The 14,754-nt window shown below is 40.9% G+C and carries 13 protein-coding genes; 5 read left to right on the top strand and 8 right to left on the bottom strand.

Features of this window, described 5'->3' with window-relative positions; all coding sequences use genetic code 11:
- The first annotated feature begins 4 nt into the window (after positions 1-4).
- Positions 5-1,063 carry a 2-dehydro-3-deoxygalactonokinase gene (locus NZ900_06560; GenBank protein MCS7233752.1) on the top strand — a complete coding sequence of 353 codons (1,059 nt, stop codon included), beginning with the start codon at positions 5-7 and terminating at the stop codon, positions 1,061-1,063.
- On the opposite strand, the gene NZ900_06555 is transcribed toward NZ900_06560, so the two are convergent.
- From NZ900_06555 to NZ900_06520, 8 genes are all read right to left on the bottom strand, one after another.
- Complete coding sequence (locus NZ900_06555; protein MCS7233751.1) at positions 1,035-1,688, bottom strand: GntR family transcriptional regulator; 654 nt, start codon at positions 1,686-1,688, stop codon at positions 1,035-1,037. The two genes, NZ900_06560 and NZ900_06555, sit on opposite strands and share 29 nt — an antisense overlap.
- Before the next feature lie 35 nt (positions 1,689-1,723).
- Positions 1,724-2,860, bottom strand: coding sequence for a citrate/2-methylcitrate synthase (locus tag NZ900_06550; GenBank protein ID MCS7233750.1), 1,137 nt, complete (start codon positions 2,858-2,860; stop codon positions 1,724-1,726).
- 134 nt (positions 2,861-2,994) lie between these two features.
- Positions 2,995-4,362, bottom strand: coding sequence for an MmgE/PrpD family protein (locus NZ900_06545; protein MCS7233749.1), 1,368 nt, complete (start codon positions 4,360-4,362; stop codon positions 2,995-2,997).
- Between the two features lie 2 nt (positions 4,363-4,364).
- On the bottom strand, positions 4,365-5,867 hold the full coding sequence (locus NZ900_06540) for a tripartite tricarboxylate transporter permease (GenBank protein MCS7233748.1): 1,503 nt from the start codon (positions 5,865-5,867) through the stop codon (positions 4,365-4,367).
- A gap of 12 nt (positions 5,868-5,879) precedes the next feature.
- Entirely contained in the window at positions 5,880-6,359 is a 480-nt protein-coding gene (locus NZ900_06535) for a tripartite tricarboxylate transporter TctB family protein (protein MCS7233747.1), read from the bottom strand.
- Positions 6,360-6,416: 57 nt separating this feature from the next.
- Positions 6,417-7,394 (bottom strand): tripartite tricarboxylate transporter substrate binding protein, encoded by a 978-nt coding sequence (locus tag NZ900_06530; protein ID MCS7233746.1) that lies wholly within the window; start codon positions 7,392-7,394, stop codon positions 6,417-6,419.
- 31 nt (positions 7,395-7,425) lie between these two features.
- Entirely contained in the window at positions 7,426-8,400 is a 975-nt protein-coding gene (locus NZ900_06525) for a tripartite tricarboxylate transporter substrate binding protein (GenBank protein ID MCS7233745.1), read from the bottom strand.
- A gap of 18 nt (positions 8,401-8,418) precedes the next feature.
- Positions 8,419-9,591, bottom strand: a complete 1,173-nt coding sequence (locus NZ900_06520) for a 3-methylitaconate isomerase (protein MCS7233744.1) — start codon at positions 9,589-9,591, stop codon at positions 8,419-8,421.
- Positions 9,592-9,706: 115 nt separating this feature from the next.
- Between NZ900_06520 and NZ900_06515 the strand changes: the two genes are divergently transcribed.
- The 4 genes from NZ900_06515 to NZ900_06500 all read left to right on the top strand — a co-directional run bounded on the left by NZ900_06515 (position 9,707) and on the right by NZ900_06500 (position 14,743).
- Complete coding sequence (locus NZ900_06515) at positions 9,707-11,662, top strand: aconitate hydratase (protein ID MCS7233743.1); 1,956 nt, start codon at positions 9,707-9,709, stop codon at positions 11,660-11,662.
- Positions 11,663-11,665: 3 nt separating this feature from the next.
- Positions 11,666-12,862: an isocitrate dehydrogenase (NADP(+)) gene (icd, locus tag NZ900_06510; GenBank protein ID MCS7233742.1), complete on the top strand. Its 1,197-nt coding sequence runs from the start codon at positions 11,666-11,668 to the stop codon at positions 12,860-12,862.
- A gap of 133 nt (positions 12,863-12,995) precedes the next feature.
- Positions 12,996-13,268, top strand: a complete 273-nt coding sequence (locus NZ900_06505; GenBank protein ID MCS7233741.1) for a hypothetical protein — start codon at positions 12,996-12,998, stop codon at positions 13,266-13,268.
- 2 nt (positions 13,269-13,270) lie between these two features.
- Positions 13,271-14,743 carry a sodium/solute symporter gene (locus tag NZ900_06500; protein MCS7233740.1) on the top strand — a complete coding sequence of 491 codons (1,473 nt, stop codon included), beginning with the start codon at positions 13,271-13,273 and terminating at the stop codon, positions 14,741-14,743.
- Positions 14,744-14,754 lie beyond the last annotated feature (11 nt).

Here is a 14,754-nt window from a genome sequence, read left to right as displayed (position 1 = left end):
AGGGATGGAAAAGAAATTCTTCATAACGATAGATGGAGGCACAACTAACACAAGAGTAAGACTAGTAGATTTAAGCAGTCTATCTATAGTGGCTAAAGTAAGTGAAAATATAGGTGCTAAGGATACAAGATTAAAAGGTAAAGAGGCCTTAGAGGAAGCCTTAATTAAATGCATATCAAGGGTAATTGAGGAAGGGAGTATATCCTCAAATGAAATAATGGGAATCGCAGCCTCGGGGATGATAACCTCAGAGGCAGGCCTTCTTGAAGTCCAGCATGTTATTGCTCCAGCTGGCCTTGAAGAGGTAGCCTCAAACATAGTTGAAAAGCTCTTTGAAAGGATATGGCCAAAACCCATTTTATTCATACCAGGAGTAAAGACGATCCCAAAAGAGGAAAAAGGCTCTCTCTTTGAGCAAATAAAATCTTGCGACATAATGAGAGGCGAAGAATGTGAAAGCTTTGGGATCATAGAGCTCGAGAAAATAGAAAAACCAGCGATAATAGTTATACCTGGCTCTCATACAAAGTTCATATTTATAGATGAAAATAAGCGCATAAAAGGCTCTTTAACAACCATAACAGGAGAGCTTGCAAGCGCCTTGGTATCTTCAACGCTATTGGGAAGATCTCTTGAAGACTTAAAGCTAAGCTACCTTGATGAAGAGTTCCTTCTTAACGGCTTTAAAATGGCTCGCCAATGCGGATTAACTCGAAGCCTATTTATGATAAGGCTTCTTCATCTAATGAGCGAATCTAATACTGACCAGAGAAGAAGCTTCCTTTGGGGCGCGCTCGGTAGTATAGATATCTTAGCTCTCGAGAAAGATCAAAGATTCAAGAGCTTAATTGATCAAGGAGAGGCCAACATATTCATTGGGGGAACAGGTCCACTAAGAGAAATTTTCGGAAAATTATTCAACATGTGGATCTCATCGGAAGCACTCAAAATCAATGTGAAGGTCCTTTCATATGAGGTTGCCGAAAAGGCATCGGCAATCGGAGCAATCCTAGTAGCTCTAAAGAGGCTTAAGCTTAAATTAAGCCCTCCTCAAACCTTTTAAGGAGAACTCTTAAAATACTATTTATGTGCTCCTCTACTCTCTTTTCAGCAAGAGAAATATTTTTACTTTCTATGGCTTCATAGATATCCATATGCTCCTTATAAGAATCCTTAAACCTACCTGGATAGGATATTGAAAGAACTCTAACCCTATAAAGCTTCTCACTTAAAGAATCTATAACACGCCGAAGCTCTTCATTTCCAGCCCCTTTAACAATTATCGCATGAAACTCAGAGTTAAGCCTGGTCATCTCTTCTACACTGCTCATACCAGAAGCTAGCTCCATCTCCTTAAGCTTCTCCCTAAGGAGATCAATATAAGCATCATATCCTCGCTCTATAAATAGCTTAGCAGCAAGCCTTTCAAGATAAGCCCTTAATGAAAGAAGGTCTTCTATTTCCTTTCTACTCCACTTCTTAACTAAAAATCCCCGGTGAGGCTCTGAAACCAACAATCCCTGAGCTGCCAGATAGTGCAAAGCTTCCCGTACAGGAGTCACACTAACCCCAAGCTCCTTAGCAAGACTGTCTATAACCACTTTCTGCCCAGGAAGATAACGCCCTGAAACTATATAGCTTTTAACCTTCTCTAACACCTCATCCTTCAAAGACCTTCTCTCTATCATGAGTAAAAGCACCGCCTCGCCCCCATAAAATTTATTTATGAAGCCGCTCCCTTACTAATTTGTTTCTTAACTTCCTTATAACTTAAATTTACAGGACCATTATAGATCGCTAATGGTCTAAAAAGCCTATTATTCTGACGATACTCGATCACATGAGCCGTCCATCCCACGATCCTTGCCATGGCAAACAAAACTGTAAAATAGTCCCTTGGTATACCAAAATGATTGTACAAAATACCAGAGAAAAAGTCTACATTAGGATAAATCCTTTTATCCTTAAACTTTTCCAAAACTAGCTCCTCAAGCTTCAAAGCTATATCCAAATATTTCACCTTTTGAATTTCATTCAACTCGCAAAGCCATTCCTTCATAAGCTTTGCTCTCGGATCATAGGTCTTATATACTCTATGACCAAATCCCATAATCCTTTCCTTTCTTGAAACCATAGCGTTAAAGTAGCTTTCAGTGTTTTCAATACATCCTATTTCCTCTAACATCTCTAAAACCTTTTCGTTAGCCCCACCATGAAGGGACCCCTTTAATGTTCCTATAGCGGAGACCACAGCAGAGTAAATATCGCTTAACGTAGAAGAGGTAACCATCGCAGAAAAAGTAGATGCGTTTATCTCCTGCTCTGCATGAAGTATAAGCATCTTATCGAATAGATCAGAATACTCAGGAACCTCGCCAAACATCATGTAAAGGAAATTATCAGCATGACTTAAGCTTCTATCAGGTGGTATCAACGGTAAATCGTTTCTTAACCTATACCAATAAGCAGCTACTGTGGGAAGTTTAGCTGTTAAATGTATAGCATTTTTGAAAGAAATAGAGTCATCCTCTGAGTAAAAACTTAGAATAGAAGCTACGCTTCTTAGAACATCCATTGGATGAGTTTTCTTGGGAAAAAGTTTCATTATATTTACCACTTCCAAAGGTATATCTCTCTCCTTAGAAAGCTCTGATGAAAGCCAATTTAATTCATCACTCGTCGGCAACGCCCCAAACCACAAAAGGTAAGCCACCTCTTCAAAGGAAGAATTACAAGCTAGTTCCTCAACAGCGAAACCTCTGTAAGAGAGCAATCCCTTCTCCCCGTCCAAGTAAGAGATGGAGCTCACCGTTACAATGACACCCTCAAGCCCCCATTTTACCTCTCCTTCAACACACAACAACTTTCCCTCCCTTCACTTTTAAATACATCATATATTGTATGATGTATAATTGCTCGATATTATACCTAAGGTAATCTCCTTCGTCAAGTCCAAAACATCAAGAAGGAAGGGAAAGATGTTTCACAAGCTTATTAAGTTTTCAATAAATTACTCAACTCACTTATATCCTTTAAACTTTCCATGTTAACCAGCATTTCATAAAGCCTTTCAGCTTTCTCCTTAAGTATAGGCTGGGTTAATCTCATAAACTTATCCTTTATCTCTTCGGTATTCATAGGATTCCTCCTAGAGTCTCCCTTAGCAGCGTAAATCCTAGTAGTAAATCTTTCTCCTCTCTTTGTTAGAACCGTGACCTCACAACCCCATTCAAGAGGATACCTAGACGTAAATTCCTCATCCTCCTCTATATACACTTTATCCGATAGGGCTAAAACCTTAGGATCTCTTATTCTCTCCGGACTAAACTGCTCTACAAGAGCACAACCATCATATAAAGCTACTGCAACACCATAAGCCATAGAGAACTTCGCTTCAGCAACGTTAACAGGTTTTTTAGTGAAGGCACATTGCTTAATGGCAACTTTATAAGTCTTTATATATATAGACTCTATATCCTCAGGCTCAAGATTATATTCCTTTTTTAACTTAAGTATCGCATCTATAGGAGGATGCATACTTCTACAACAAGCATAGGGTTTGCGATCAACATTAACTATCTCAAAGGCCTCTCCCAAATCTTTCGTGACTAAGGAAAGATCATACTCATCCGAGGTAGCGCGAAATAATCCTCCATCTTCCGCATCAAGTATCCTACTTGACCCTGTCATGCCAGCCTTAGAGAGAAAAGCGGACAAAACGCCACAATAGGCAGCATGTCCTGGATGAAGCTTTTTACAGGTAGCTCCATCTGCAGTAAAAGCCCATAACCCAGACGATTGGGTACCAGCCAAACCTAGGCCACTTACTATTTGAGATTCATCAAGTTTTAATAGCTTCGCTACCCCAGCTGCCGCTCCAAAAGTTCCAGCTGTGCCCGTTACATGCCACCCTTTTAACCGATGACTGCTAACACCTATACCCATACCAATTCTTATCATTACTTCATAACCTGCCACGATAGCTTCTATTATCTCTCTTCCAGAGGAAGCTAAAAGCTCACCTACACTTAAAACAGCAGGAATAACAACCGTACCTGGATGGGTCTTTGACTCTTTATGGACATCATCAAGCTCCAAAGCATGTCCCATGATTCCATTTAAAAGAGCAGAGTTAAAAACCGAAGCTTTACGATTATAACCCCATACGGTCGATTCAGAAGATTCGTCATGACTTAAAATCTCTTGAACAACATAAGGAACTTCCTCAAAGCAGGAGGCAGCTATAGCTACAGCTAAGGTATCTATAACTGATTCTTTAGCCCTTTCCTTAACGATATCCGGTAAACTCTCATAACTAAGACCTTTAATGAAGAACGCTAGCCTCTGAGTTGGAGAAAGCATTGCTAAACGCCTTTTACCTTTTCCCTAAACGCCTTTATATACGGCCAAACAAGCATGAATATCGTTATGGCTACAAGAGAAATAGTTAAAGGCCTTCCAAGAGCAGCGCTCCAGCTGAAACCAGATATTATAAGCGCTCTTCTAAGATTATTCTCTATAAGCTTCCCTAAAACCAAACCTAAAACTAAAGCAGCTACAGGAAAACCATACTTCCTCATGAAGTAACCTATAACCATAAATACCAGACATACCCAAACATCATCTATATCATTATCAAGACCATAGGAACCTATAAGGGAAAGAAGCAATATAGATGTTCCTATAACATAATAGGGTAGCCTAAGGGTCTGAACAAATAGCTTCACTCCAAGCTTTCCAATAAAAAGCATTAATACGTTAGCTAAAAACATTCCTATTATTATAGAATAAACAAGCTGCGGATCCTTAGCATAAAGTAAAGGCCCAGGTTGAATTCCATACATAAGGAAAACACCTAAGATAACCGCTGTAGTTCCACTCCCTGGAATACCAAGGGAAAGCAAAGGAACCATTGCTCCTCCTGTAGAAGCATTATTTGCTGTCTCTGGAGCGGCAACGCCTTCCATTATTCCGGTTCCAAATTTATCCCCATGCTTAGACGATCTTTTAGCTACACCATAACTTACAAAGGCAGCTATAGTTGCACCAGCTCCAGGAAGAATCCCTATACCTAATCCTATGAAAGCCGATTTAAGTATCGTCCACTTTATAGCTAAAAACTCCCTTAAGGATGGAATCTTAGCTGTTATTTCCTTCTTGTAAAGAACTATCTCCTCACCTAAACCCTTCTTTCTATCCTCTATCTGTCTTAAAACCTCCCCACCAGCAAAGGCCCCTATCATTACGGGTATAAACTTTATACCACCAAGAAGGGCTGACGAGCCAAAGGTAAAACGAGGAACACCTGTTATAGCATCTATACCAACAGTAGCTAAAAGCAAGCCTAAGGTTACCGAAAGTAAAGCCTTTAACTGCTCTTTAGGTCCATAACCTAAACCAGCTACAGCACTTAAACCTAAAAAGGCAACAGCAGCATAGTCAGCAGGGCTAAAACTTAACGCTGCTTTAACCAAAAGAGGAGAAATCAAAGCCATCATTACAACGCTAAAAGCTCCTCCAAATGCCGAACAAGCTATAGCTGTTCCAAGGGCCTTTCCACCTTCACCTTTCAACGTCATCTTGTAGCCATCAAATGTGGTAGGTGTCGCTTCTGGAGTTCCAGGGATATTAAACATGATTGCGGTTATAGATCCTCCAAAAACGCCACCACAGTAAGTTGAAACCAATAGTATAAGAGCATAAACAACATCAAGCTTATAGGTAAAAGGTAACATTAGAGCAACACCCATAGAAGTACTTATACCTGGAAGCGCTCCAAAGAGTGTGCCAGCTGCTACACCGATAACCATTAAAAACCAGCTTATCGGGTCGAGCATAACCTTATAAAAAGCACCTAAAAGCTCCATTCTCCTCACCCCTCAATATAGGTAAAAACTTAAATCTCTAAAAACCCAAAGACCCCTGGGAAGAATTACACCCATAACGGAACCGAAAAACAAGGTCAAACTTAATACGGCAACTAAAGATACTAGAAGATGCATAAACCTGAATTTCCCCTCTATTATGAAACAAGATAAAATCCCACAGATAATAGAGGTTACTAAGAAGCCTAATACATTCTGGAGAGCAACCAAGGCAGTTATATTAATAACCTGAGCTAAAAGCCAAGGCCAAGCTCTAGCTTTACTTTCCCTCTTAGTAACCTTTAAAGCTTTCCACTCCTTCAAAGCTCCGAAAATAAGCACCAAGCATATAATTAACATTATGAATAATATCATTTTAGGCCACCAGTAAGGCCTCATAACAGAGATAGGATTAGGAGCATCTGAAACTACAGCAACTACATAAAAGAAAACCGCCAAACCCAAAGCAGATAGTTCAAATACAAGTTCTCCCACTTTCATCACCCCTTAAAAAGTCGAGGGTGGGGTACTCTCCCACCCTCGATCAGAAACTTACTGTTTAACATAACCAAGCTCTTTTGCGATCTCCTCGTATGCTTTCCTTTCCTCCTCTAACTCCTTGAGGAACTGCGGTCCAGGAAGATAACCAGGTCTTAAATCTCCCATGGTTTTCTTAAGAAAATCTAGGTACTCTGGATCTTGAATAGCCTTCTCGATAGCCTTGGATAACACTTCAATTGCCTCAGGTGGTGTTCCTTTCCTAACAGCAAAGGCTCTAAACACGCCTATATAGTCTTCAACTCCAAACTCCTTAACGCAAGGAACATCAGGCCAAAGAGGAAGCCTTTCCTTCCACATAACTACGAGAGCTCTACCCTCACCACTAGCTATAATATCCTTTATCGGAGCAGGTTCCTCCATGTGAGTAAGAACAAAGCCACCTAAGGTAGCAGCTATAGCTTGAGAACCGCTTTCAAAGGGAACAAAGGTTATCTTGATATCAAACTTCTTAGCAAAATAACGATCTCTAAACTCATCAAAACCCAATGGAGAAGTTCCAGCAACGGTTAAGGCATAAGGGTTCTTCTTTGCCCAATCTAAGAGCTCCTTAAAGCTCTTAAACTGACTTTTCCCAGAGGTCCAAAGAACAGAAACGTCATGCTGAAGCCTAGCTAGTATCTCGAAATCCTTAAAAAGATCTACTTCCGCTCTCTTCAAAATAGATGCTATAAGATGCGATGTAGTAAAGAGAAATATAGTATAACCGTCAGCAGGTTGCTGAGCCGCATAAATCATACCTTTCAATCCTCCACCGCCTTCTACATTAACTATCACAACGGGAACTCCTAAAGCCTTAGATAACGGTCCCTGTAAGGCTCTAGCGAATGTATCAGCACCGCCACCTACACCAAAGGGAACAACGATTGTTACCTGTCTTTCCGGAAACTTCGCATAAGCAGAAAAAGACACAAGGAGAAGCGAAGCTAGGACGAATAACAAAATCCACCTTTTCTTACCTTTACTAACCATAAGCTATCCCTCCCCTCACTCATGCCTTCTATTATTTCAAATAACCAAATTCCTTGGCTATCTCAGTAAACATCACTTTGGCATCCTCCATATATTTTGCGAACTCTGCTGGCCCCATATATCCGCCCCTAGGTATAGAACCGAGCTTTTTTATATATTCCTTAAACTCAGGGCTATTAACCGCATCCTTTATAGCAGCCTCAAGGACCTTTATGGCCTCTTCCGGTGCTCCCTTCCTAACAGCAAATGCCCTAAAGGAGCCTATATACATCTCAACTCCAAACTCTTTAACACAAGGAACATCTTTCCAAAGAGGATCGTTGATTCTCTCAGGAGTCATAACAAGCAACGGTTTAACTGCACCAGAAGCAACTTGCGGAGCAACTGATTCCATCTTATAAAGCATTGCCTTTATGTGACCGCCCATTAAAGCTGTGAAGGCTTGGGAACCGCTTTCAAAGGGAACAAATGTAACGTTAATACCAAACTTTTTAGCAAAAACGCGGGTAACGAACTCATCAAGCCCCATAGGAGAAACACCGCCCATAGTTAGAGCATAAGGATTCTTCTTAGCCCACTCAAGCAAGTCCTTAAAGGTATTAAACTCACCTTTAGGACTTACAACAAGGGCATAGATATCATCATCTCCTCTACCTAAAACCACAAAGTCATTAAAAAGATCATATTCTGATCTCTTTAAAACGGAGGCTATTATATGAGAGGGAGTAAATTGAAATAGCGTATAACCATCTGCCGGTTGCTGAGCTGCATAAACTAAACCCTTAAGTCCGCCTCCTCCTTCCACATTAACTATAACAACGGGAACTCCTAAGGCTCTAGACAGCGGCTCCTTCAAGGCCCTAACAAAAGTATCGCTTGCGCTACCCACACCAAAGGGGCAAACCAGGGTCACAGGTCTTTCAGGAAACTTAGCGAAAGCAAAACTCCATAAGCCTAAAGTTACAACTACTACCAAGGCAAGAACAACATACTTTAGTTTTCTCAACATTAACACCCCCTTATGTCAGATTTCCACATCAGCCAGCTTATCCTCACTGCTATCATACCACCTCCCATAAATACGACTCTCAGGAACATAAACGATCCCCTCCATTATCAGCCTTGCGGTTCTACCTATGGTAACCTCTTCAATTTCACCATCTGAAGACTTCTTAAATGAGAGATCTATAACCCCAGAAGGATGACCTATAAAAACTTTTCCTTCCTCCCTGCTAACCGCTACCTCATTTACAATTGAGCCCTCAAGCCCAAACGCGGCAGCTAAAGATATAGAGCTAGTAACGGGGAAAGCCTTATGTAATTTATTGCCAGTTATAACTCTAGCAAGCAAGCTACACTCCTCTTTCTTAACCCTCTTTCCATTTATAGGAGAGATAAAATCTGAAGGAGGAGCTACTACTATGAATTTTGGGAGGTATTGATACCTTGCTAACGCAGTTTTCTTATCTGGAGCCATTCCTATATTTACTAAAACTTCACCCCTCATATCATTAATTAAATTAAGTAAACCTATGTTATTGTCTATATCACCAGGCCCTTCCTTCCCAGTGAGACCTAGATCCGAAGCTTTTACAAACATACCTAAAACTCCGGCATCAACCAAAGAATATTCAATCCCGTTACTTAGAACATCTCTAACTTTTCCAGTAGGTAAAAGCTTGCCAGTTATAGAGCCTGCAGGATTTAAGAAAGTCACATCTATCCTTGCACCCGGGAAGGGAACGCCATCTATATAGAAATCGCCATCATAGTAAGGCATTCCATCCTTAACGGGCACCTTTATCCTAACATGCTTCCTAATATTTACATCATAGACGTTAACCATAGTAAAGGGCTCCTCAGCTTTCTTAAATCCCTTGAGAAGAGCAAAAACCCCTACCCCAGAGACTAAATTCCCACAACTTAAAGAAAAGTCTACAACAGGCTCCTTTATTCCCACCTGACCGAACTTGTAATAGACATCAATTTCTTCCTTATCTGATTTATCTATTATCGCTACTTTGCTTGTTACTATATCGGCTCCCCCTAAACCATCTATCTGTCTTACATCAGGGCTACCAAATATACCTAGGATGATCTTCTTCATAAGCGTTTCATCCTCAGGTAGGTCCTTCCTCATTATGTAAATACCCTTGCTCGTCCCTCCCCTTATGATCGTAACAGGTATTTTTATCAACTTTTCTCCCTCCAATACCTATTGTCAAAGCTGATTATTTCCTGTATCATATAATATATGATACATGACTTACTTGTCAAGAGTTAAAGCCAAAAGGAAAGGAGCGGGTGGAATATTGGGTAAGAACATAGTCCAAAAGATAATAGAAAAGCACCTATTAAAGGGAAAAATGGAGAAAGGAGAAGAAATAGCGATCAAGGTAGATCAAACCCTTATCCATGATGCAACCGGGACGATGGCCTGTCTCGAGTTTGAAAGCATGGGATTCAAAGAAGTCAAGACCTTTTCAGTAACCTACATAGATCACAACACGGTCCAAGTGGGATTCGAAAACATGGATGATCACAAATACCTTCAAAGCGTGGCAGAAAAGTTTGGAATGATTTTCTCTAAACCGGGCAACGGAATATGTCACCAAGTTCACTTAGAGAGGTTTGCAAAGCCAGGTATAGTTCTTCTCGGTGCCGATAGTCACACACCAACAGCTGGAGGGATAGGAGCGCTCGCTATAGGCTCAGGTGGATTAGATGTAGCTGTAGCTATGGGAGGAGGCCCGTTTTACCTTACCTACCCTAAGGTAATAAGAGTAGAGTTAAAGGGAGAATTACCTCCTTGGGTATCAGCGAAGGATGTAATACTTAAAGTCTTATCAATTATCACAAGTAAAGGTAACGTAGGCTGTATATTAGAGTATGGGGGAGAGGGAGTTAAAACGCTATCTGTACCTGATAGGGCAACTATAACGAATATGGGAACCGAAACTGGGGTAACCACGTCAATTTTCCCCTCTGATGAAGTAACATTAGAATTCCTAAAGAAACAGGGCAGGGAAAAAGATTGGATACCATTGGAAGCAGATGAAAACGCAGAATACGATGGATTAATAGAAATAGACTTATCCAAGCTTGAGCCGTTAGCGGCCTGTCCTCACCATCCAGACAATGTAAAACCCGTTAGGGAAATAGAAGGCATCAAGGTAGATCAGGTTGCAATAGGAAGTTGCACAAATTCCTCTTACAGAGACCTTATGATAGTCGCTCACATACTAAGCGGAAGAAAGGTTCACAAAGATGTCCAGTTAGGGGTAACACCAGGATCAAGACAGGTTTTATTAACAATAGATAGAGATGGCGGATTAGCATCGATACTAAAAGCGGGAGCAAGGCTGCTTGAAACCACTTGTAACTTCTGTGTGGGGGTTTGCTTTGCACCAAACTCGGGTGGCGTTTCTGTAAGAACCAGCAACAGAAACTTCAAGGGAAGAAGCGGAACCCCAGACGCTTTAGTCTACCTTGTAAGTCCTGAAACAGCCGCGGCAACAGCTTTAACAGGAAAGATAACCGACCCAAGAAAACTGGAAGATATGGGAATTAACTACAAGAGGTTCTCTCTTCCAGAAAGCTTTGTTATAGATGACTCAGGCTTCATTTTCCCACTACCAAAAGAGGAAAGAGAAAAAATCGAAATATATAGAGGACCCAATATTAAGCCTGTGCCGATAAAGGAGAGGTTAAAGGATAGCATAAGAGGTGTCATAACCATAAAGGTTGGAGACAAAATAACCACAGACCATATAACGCCTGCTGGAGCTTATCTCAAGCTGAGATCAAACGTCCCCGAATATGCAAAGCATGTATTTGAACCTCTAGATCCAAGCTTCTACGAAAGGGCCTTAAAAAATAAGGAAATGGGCTTAGCAAACATTGTGCTCGCTGGAGAAAGCTATGGACAAGGATCATCAAGGGAGCATGCAGCCATATGTCCGATGTTCCTAGGCGTTGAAGCAATTATAGCCAAGTCTATAGAGAGAATACACTTCTCAAACCTTACCAACTTCGGCATAGTTCCCTTAACTTTGGCTAACCCTAACGATTATGATAACCTGAATGAAGGGGACGAGGTAATACTACCTACACTAAGAAGAGACATAGAGGAAGGAAGAGAAGTAACAAAACTGATAAGACTCAAGGATAATAAGGAGATACCCTTAAGGCTCAACTTAAGCGAAAGGCAAAGAAAGATGATTCTTGAGGGAGGAGTTTTACCATTAGTTTCAAGAGGAGGTGTTTAAAAATTGTTAAAGCTCCCAGATAACCCAACTATACCTTATATAGTTGGAGACGGAATAGGAAGAGACATAACACCAGTAGGTTTAAAGGTAATTGACGCTGCTGTAGAAAAAGCCTATGGAGGGAAAAGAAAAATTACATGGAAGAAAATCCTAGCTGGCGAAGAAGCTATAGAGGAGATGGGAGATGTTTTACCATCAGAAACGATTGAAGAGATTAAAAAATATAAGATAGCGATAAAGGGACCGCTAACCACACCAGTGGGAGGAGGGTATCGCTCAGTAAATGTAGCTATAAGACAGATATTGGACCTATACGTATGCTTTAGACCTGTTAGATACTTTAGGGGGGTCCCTTCTCCTCTAAAAAGACCAGAGTTAGTAGATATCATAGTCTTTAGAGAAAACACTGAAGATGTCTATGCTGGAATAGAGTGGCCCTTTAATGCTGAAGAATCCAAAAAGATAAGAGAATTTTTAGAGCAAGCCTTTGGGATAAAGCTAAGGGAAGACTCTGGAATAGGAATAAAACCCATAAGCATATATGGCTCAAAGAGGATGGGGAGAGCAGCCATAGAATATGCTTTACACCATGGGAGAAAGTCGGTAACAATAATGCACAAGGGGAATATAATGAAATACACTGAAGGGCTATTCAGAGATGCCATATACGAATTAGCTAAAGAAGAATACAAAGATAAGGTTATAACTGAAGAAGAACTAATTAGAGACTATGGAGGGAAAGCTCCAGAAGGTAAGATAGTGCTAAAAGATAGAATAGCCGATGCAATGTTTCAACAGCTACTTTTAAGACCCGATGAGTATGATATATTGGTCACACCTAACCTAAATGGAGATTACGTTTCCGATGCGGCTGCAGCTCAAGTGGGAGGCTTAGGAATGGCTCCGGGAGCAAATATAAACTTCGAAACCGGAATAGCGGTCTTTGAAGCCACTCATGGCTCTGCCCCCAAGTATGCTGGCAAAAACATGGCTAATCCTTGCTCCTTCATACTATCCGGAGCGGAAATGCTTGAATATATCGGTTGGAAAGAAGCCAAGGAACTAATAATAGAGGGTATACAAAGAACAATCGAAGAGAAGTTCGTAACCTACGATCTAGCTCGACAGATAGAAGGAGCAAAGGAAGTCTCCACAAGCGACTTTGGAGAAAGGATAATAGAACACATAAAGAGTATGTAAACAGAGTCTTTCTCTTAAAAGCCCCATCTCAAAAGAGGTGGGGCTTTTTTTGTGCCTTTCATGCACTAACCAAACTTTAAGTATTATAATAATACTAAGGTGCATACAATTTTTCACACGGGGGTGATGAACCTTGAAGAGGAAGACTATTAAGCTACCCGAGAGTTTTTATCCATCGGAGATTCCAAGCTTCCTAGTTGGGTGGATAATCTATTTCGCTTTCCTTTACTTTCTTGTTTGGATCCCAGGTAAGTTCAACTATACGACAGAACTATCTTTGGGACCGTTTATGATCCCTTGGTTTGTATGGACCTGGATTATCGTAAATATCTTAACGATAGTTGGCATGATAATCCTTTACTTCCAGCTCAAGAAGAGTGGTCTACTTGAGGAAAAGGAGGGATAGCCATGCAGGCACCTCAGGTAACTCCTGTTCCCGGAACATTTTTAGTAGTAGTCTTATTATACTTAGCTTTTGTGCTTTATCTCGGTTGGGTTTCATCTAAGAAAGCTCTAAACCTTAATGAATTCTTTGTTATGGGCGGATCTGCAGGGATACTTTTAGGTGGGCTTGGTTATTTCGCAACTCAATACAGTATAAGCACCTTCCTTGGCGTTCCCGGAACTATATATAACGTCGGATGGGCTGGATTAGCTGTAAGCGTACCAACTGCAGCATTTAGTATGCTAGTTCCGGCAGCTTTAGTTGGAGGACCACTTTTAAGGCTAGGTAAAAAGCTTGGGCTTTTAACGCTACCGGATTACCTTGCCGATAGATACGAAAGCAAAGCCATAAGGGTTATTTCAGCAATTGCAATTATCGTCTTCCTTATACCCTATATGGGAGCTCAAACTATAGGAGCAGGTACCATATTCAATACCTTTACTGGTTGGCCATACTGGGTAGGCGTTTGTGTTATGGGCTTAGGCGTTACAGTTTACTGTTTCATGGGTGGAATAAGGGGAGCGATGTATACGAATATCGTTCAAGGAATATTAATGGTGTTTACGGCTATCCTCACATTTTGGGGAGCAGCAAATTTGGCTGGAGGCGTTGAAGCAGCGAACAAGGCACTCTTGGCCACAGATCCTAAAGCCTTTACAATGCCAGGTAGCCCAACAAAATACATGCTATATCCATTTTTCCTCTCAAACGTTATGCTATGGAACCTCTTCGCTGTAGGACAACCTCAACTTGCTACAAAGTTTTTCCTTATGAGAGACAGAAGAGTATTATGGGGGGCAGCTATAGCAAGCGGAATAGGCATGTTCCTATCAGTAATATTCATGTATAGTGCAGCGGTCTTAGCGAGGGCTGCTATCCCTGGTATACCACCTAAGATGACTGACTGGGTCGTTCCAACGCTAGTTTCCAAAGCCCTACATCCCATAATTGGTAGTATCTTAATGGCGGGTGTTCTATCAGCTGGAATGTCAACTATAGATTCGGTTGTTGTCGCAGTGTCAGGAGCTTTCGCACGTGACCTATATCAGCAAGTCATAAATCCAAAAGCATCGGAGCAAACGGTTTTGAAGGTAGCGAGAGTCGCAACTCTTCTTGCCGGAATAGCTGCCACTCTTATAGGAATATACCGTCCAGCTACCATATTCCAGATAATCCTGTTTGTCTTTGGAGGCCTTGGCATAAACACTATACTCTTAGTTTTAGGAACAAGATGGAAAAGGGCAAACAAATATGGAGCCTTATCTGGTTTAATCATTGGTTTAATATCCGTTATATACTTCACAAAGACCCCTGCTTTAACTAAAGGCTTCCATGCGTTAATCCCATCAGCAATAATAACCCTGATAGTAATGATAATTGTTTCTCTTATTACTCCTCCACCAAGTAAAGAAGTAATTAAGAAACACTTTGAATAAAGGAGGCAAAA

The sequence above is a fragment of the Synergistota bacterium genome, from assembly GCA_025060595.1.
GTDB lineage: Bacteria > Synergistota > GBS-1 > GBS-1 > GBS-1 > 42-11.
Note: the sequence above shows the minus strand (reverse complement) of the source record. Positions and strands in the feature narration are given on the sequence as shown.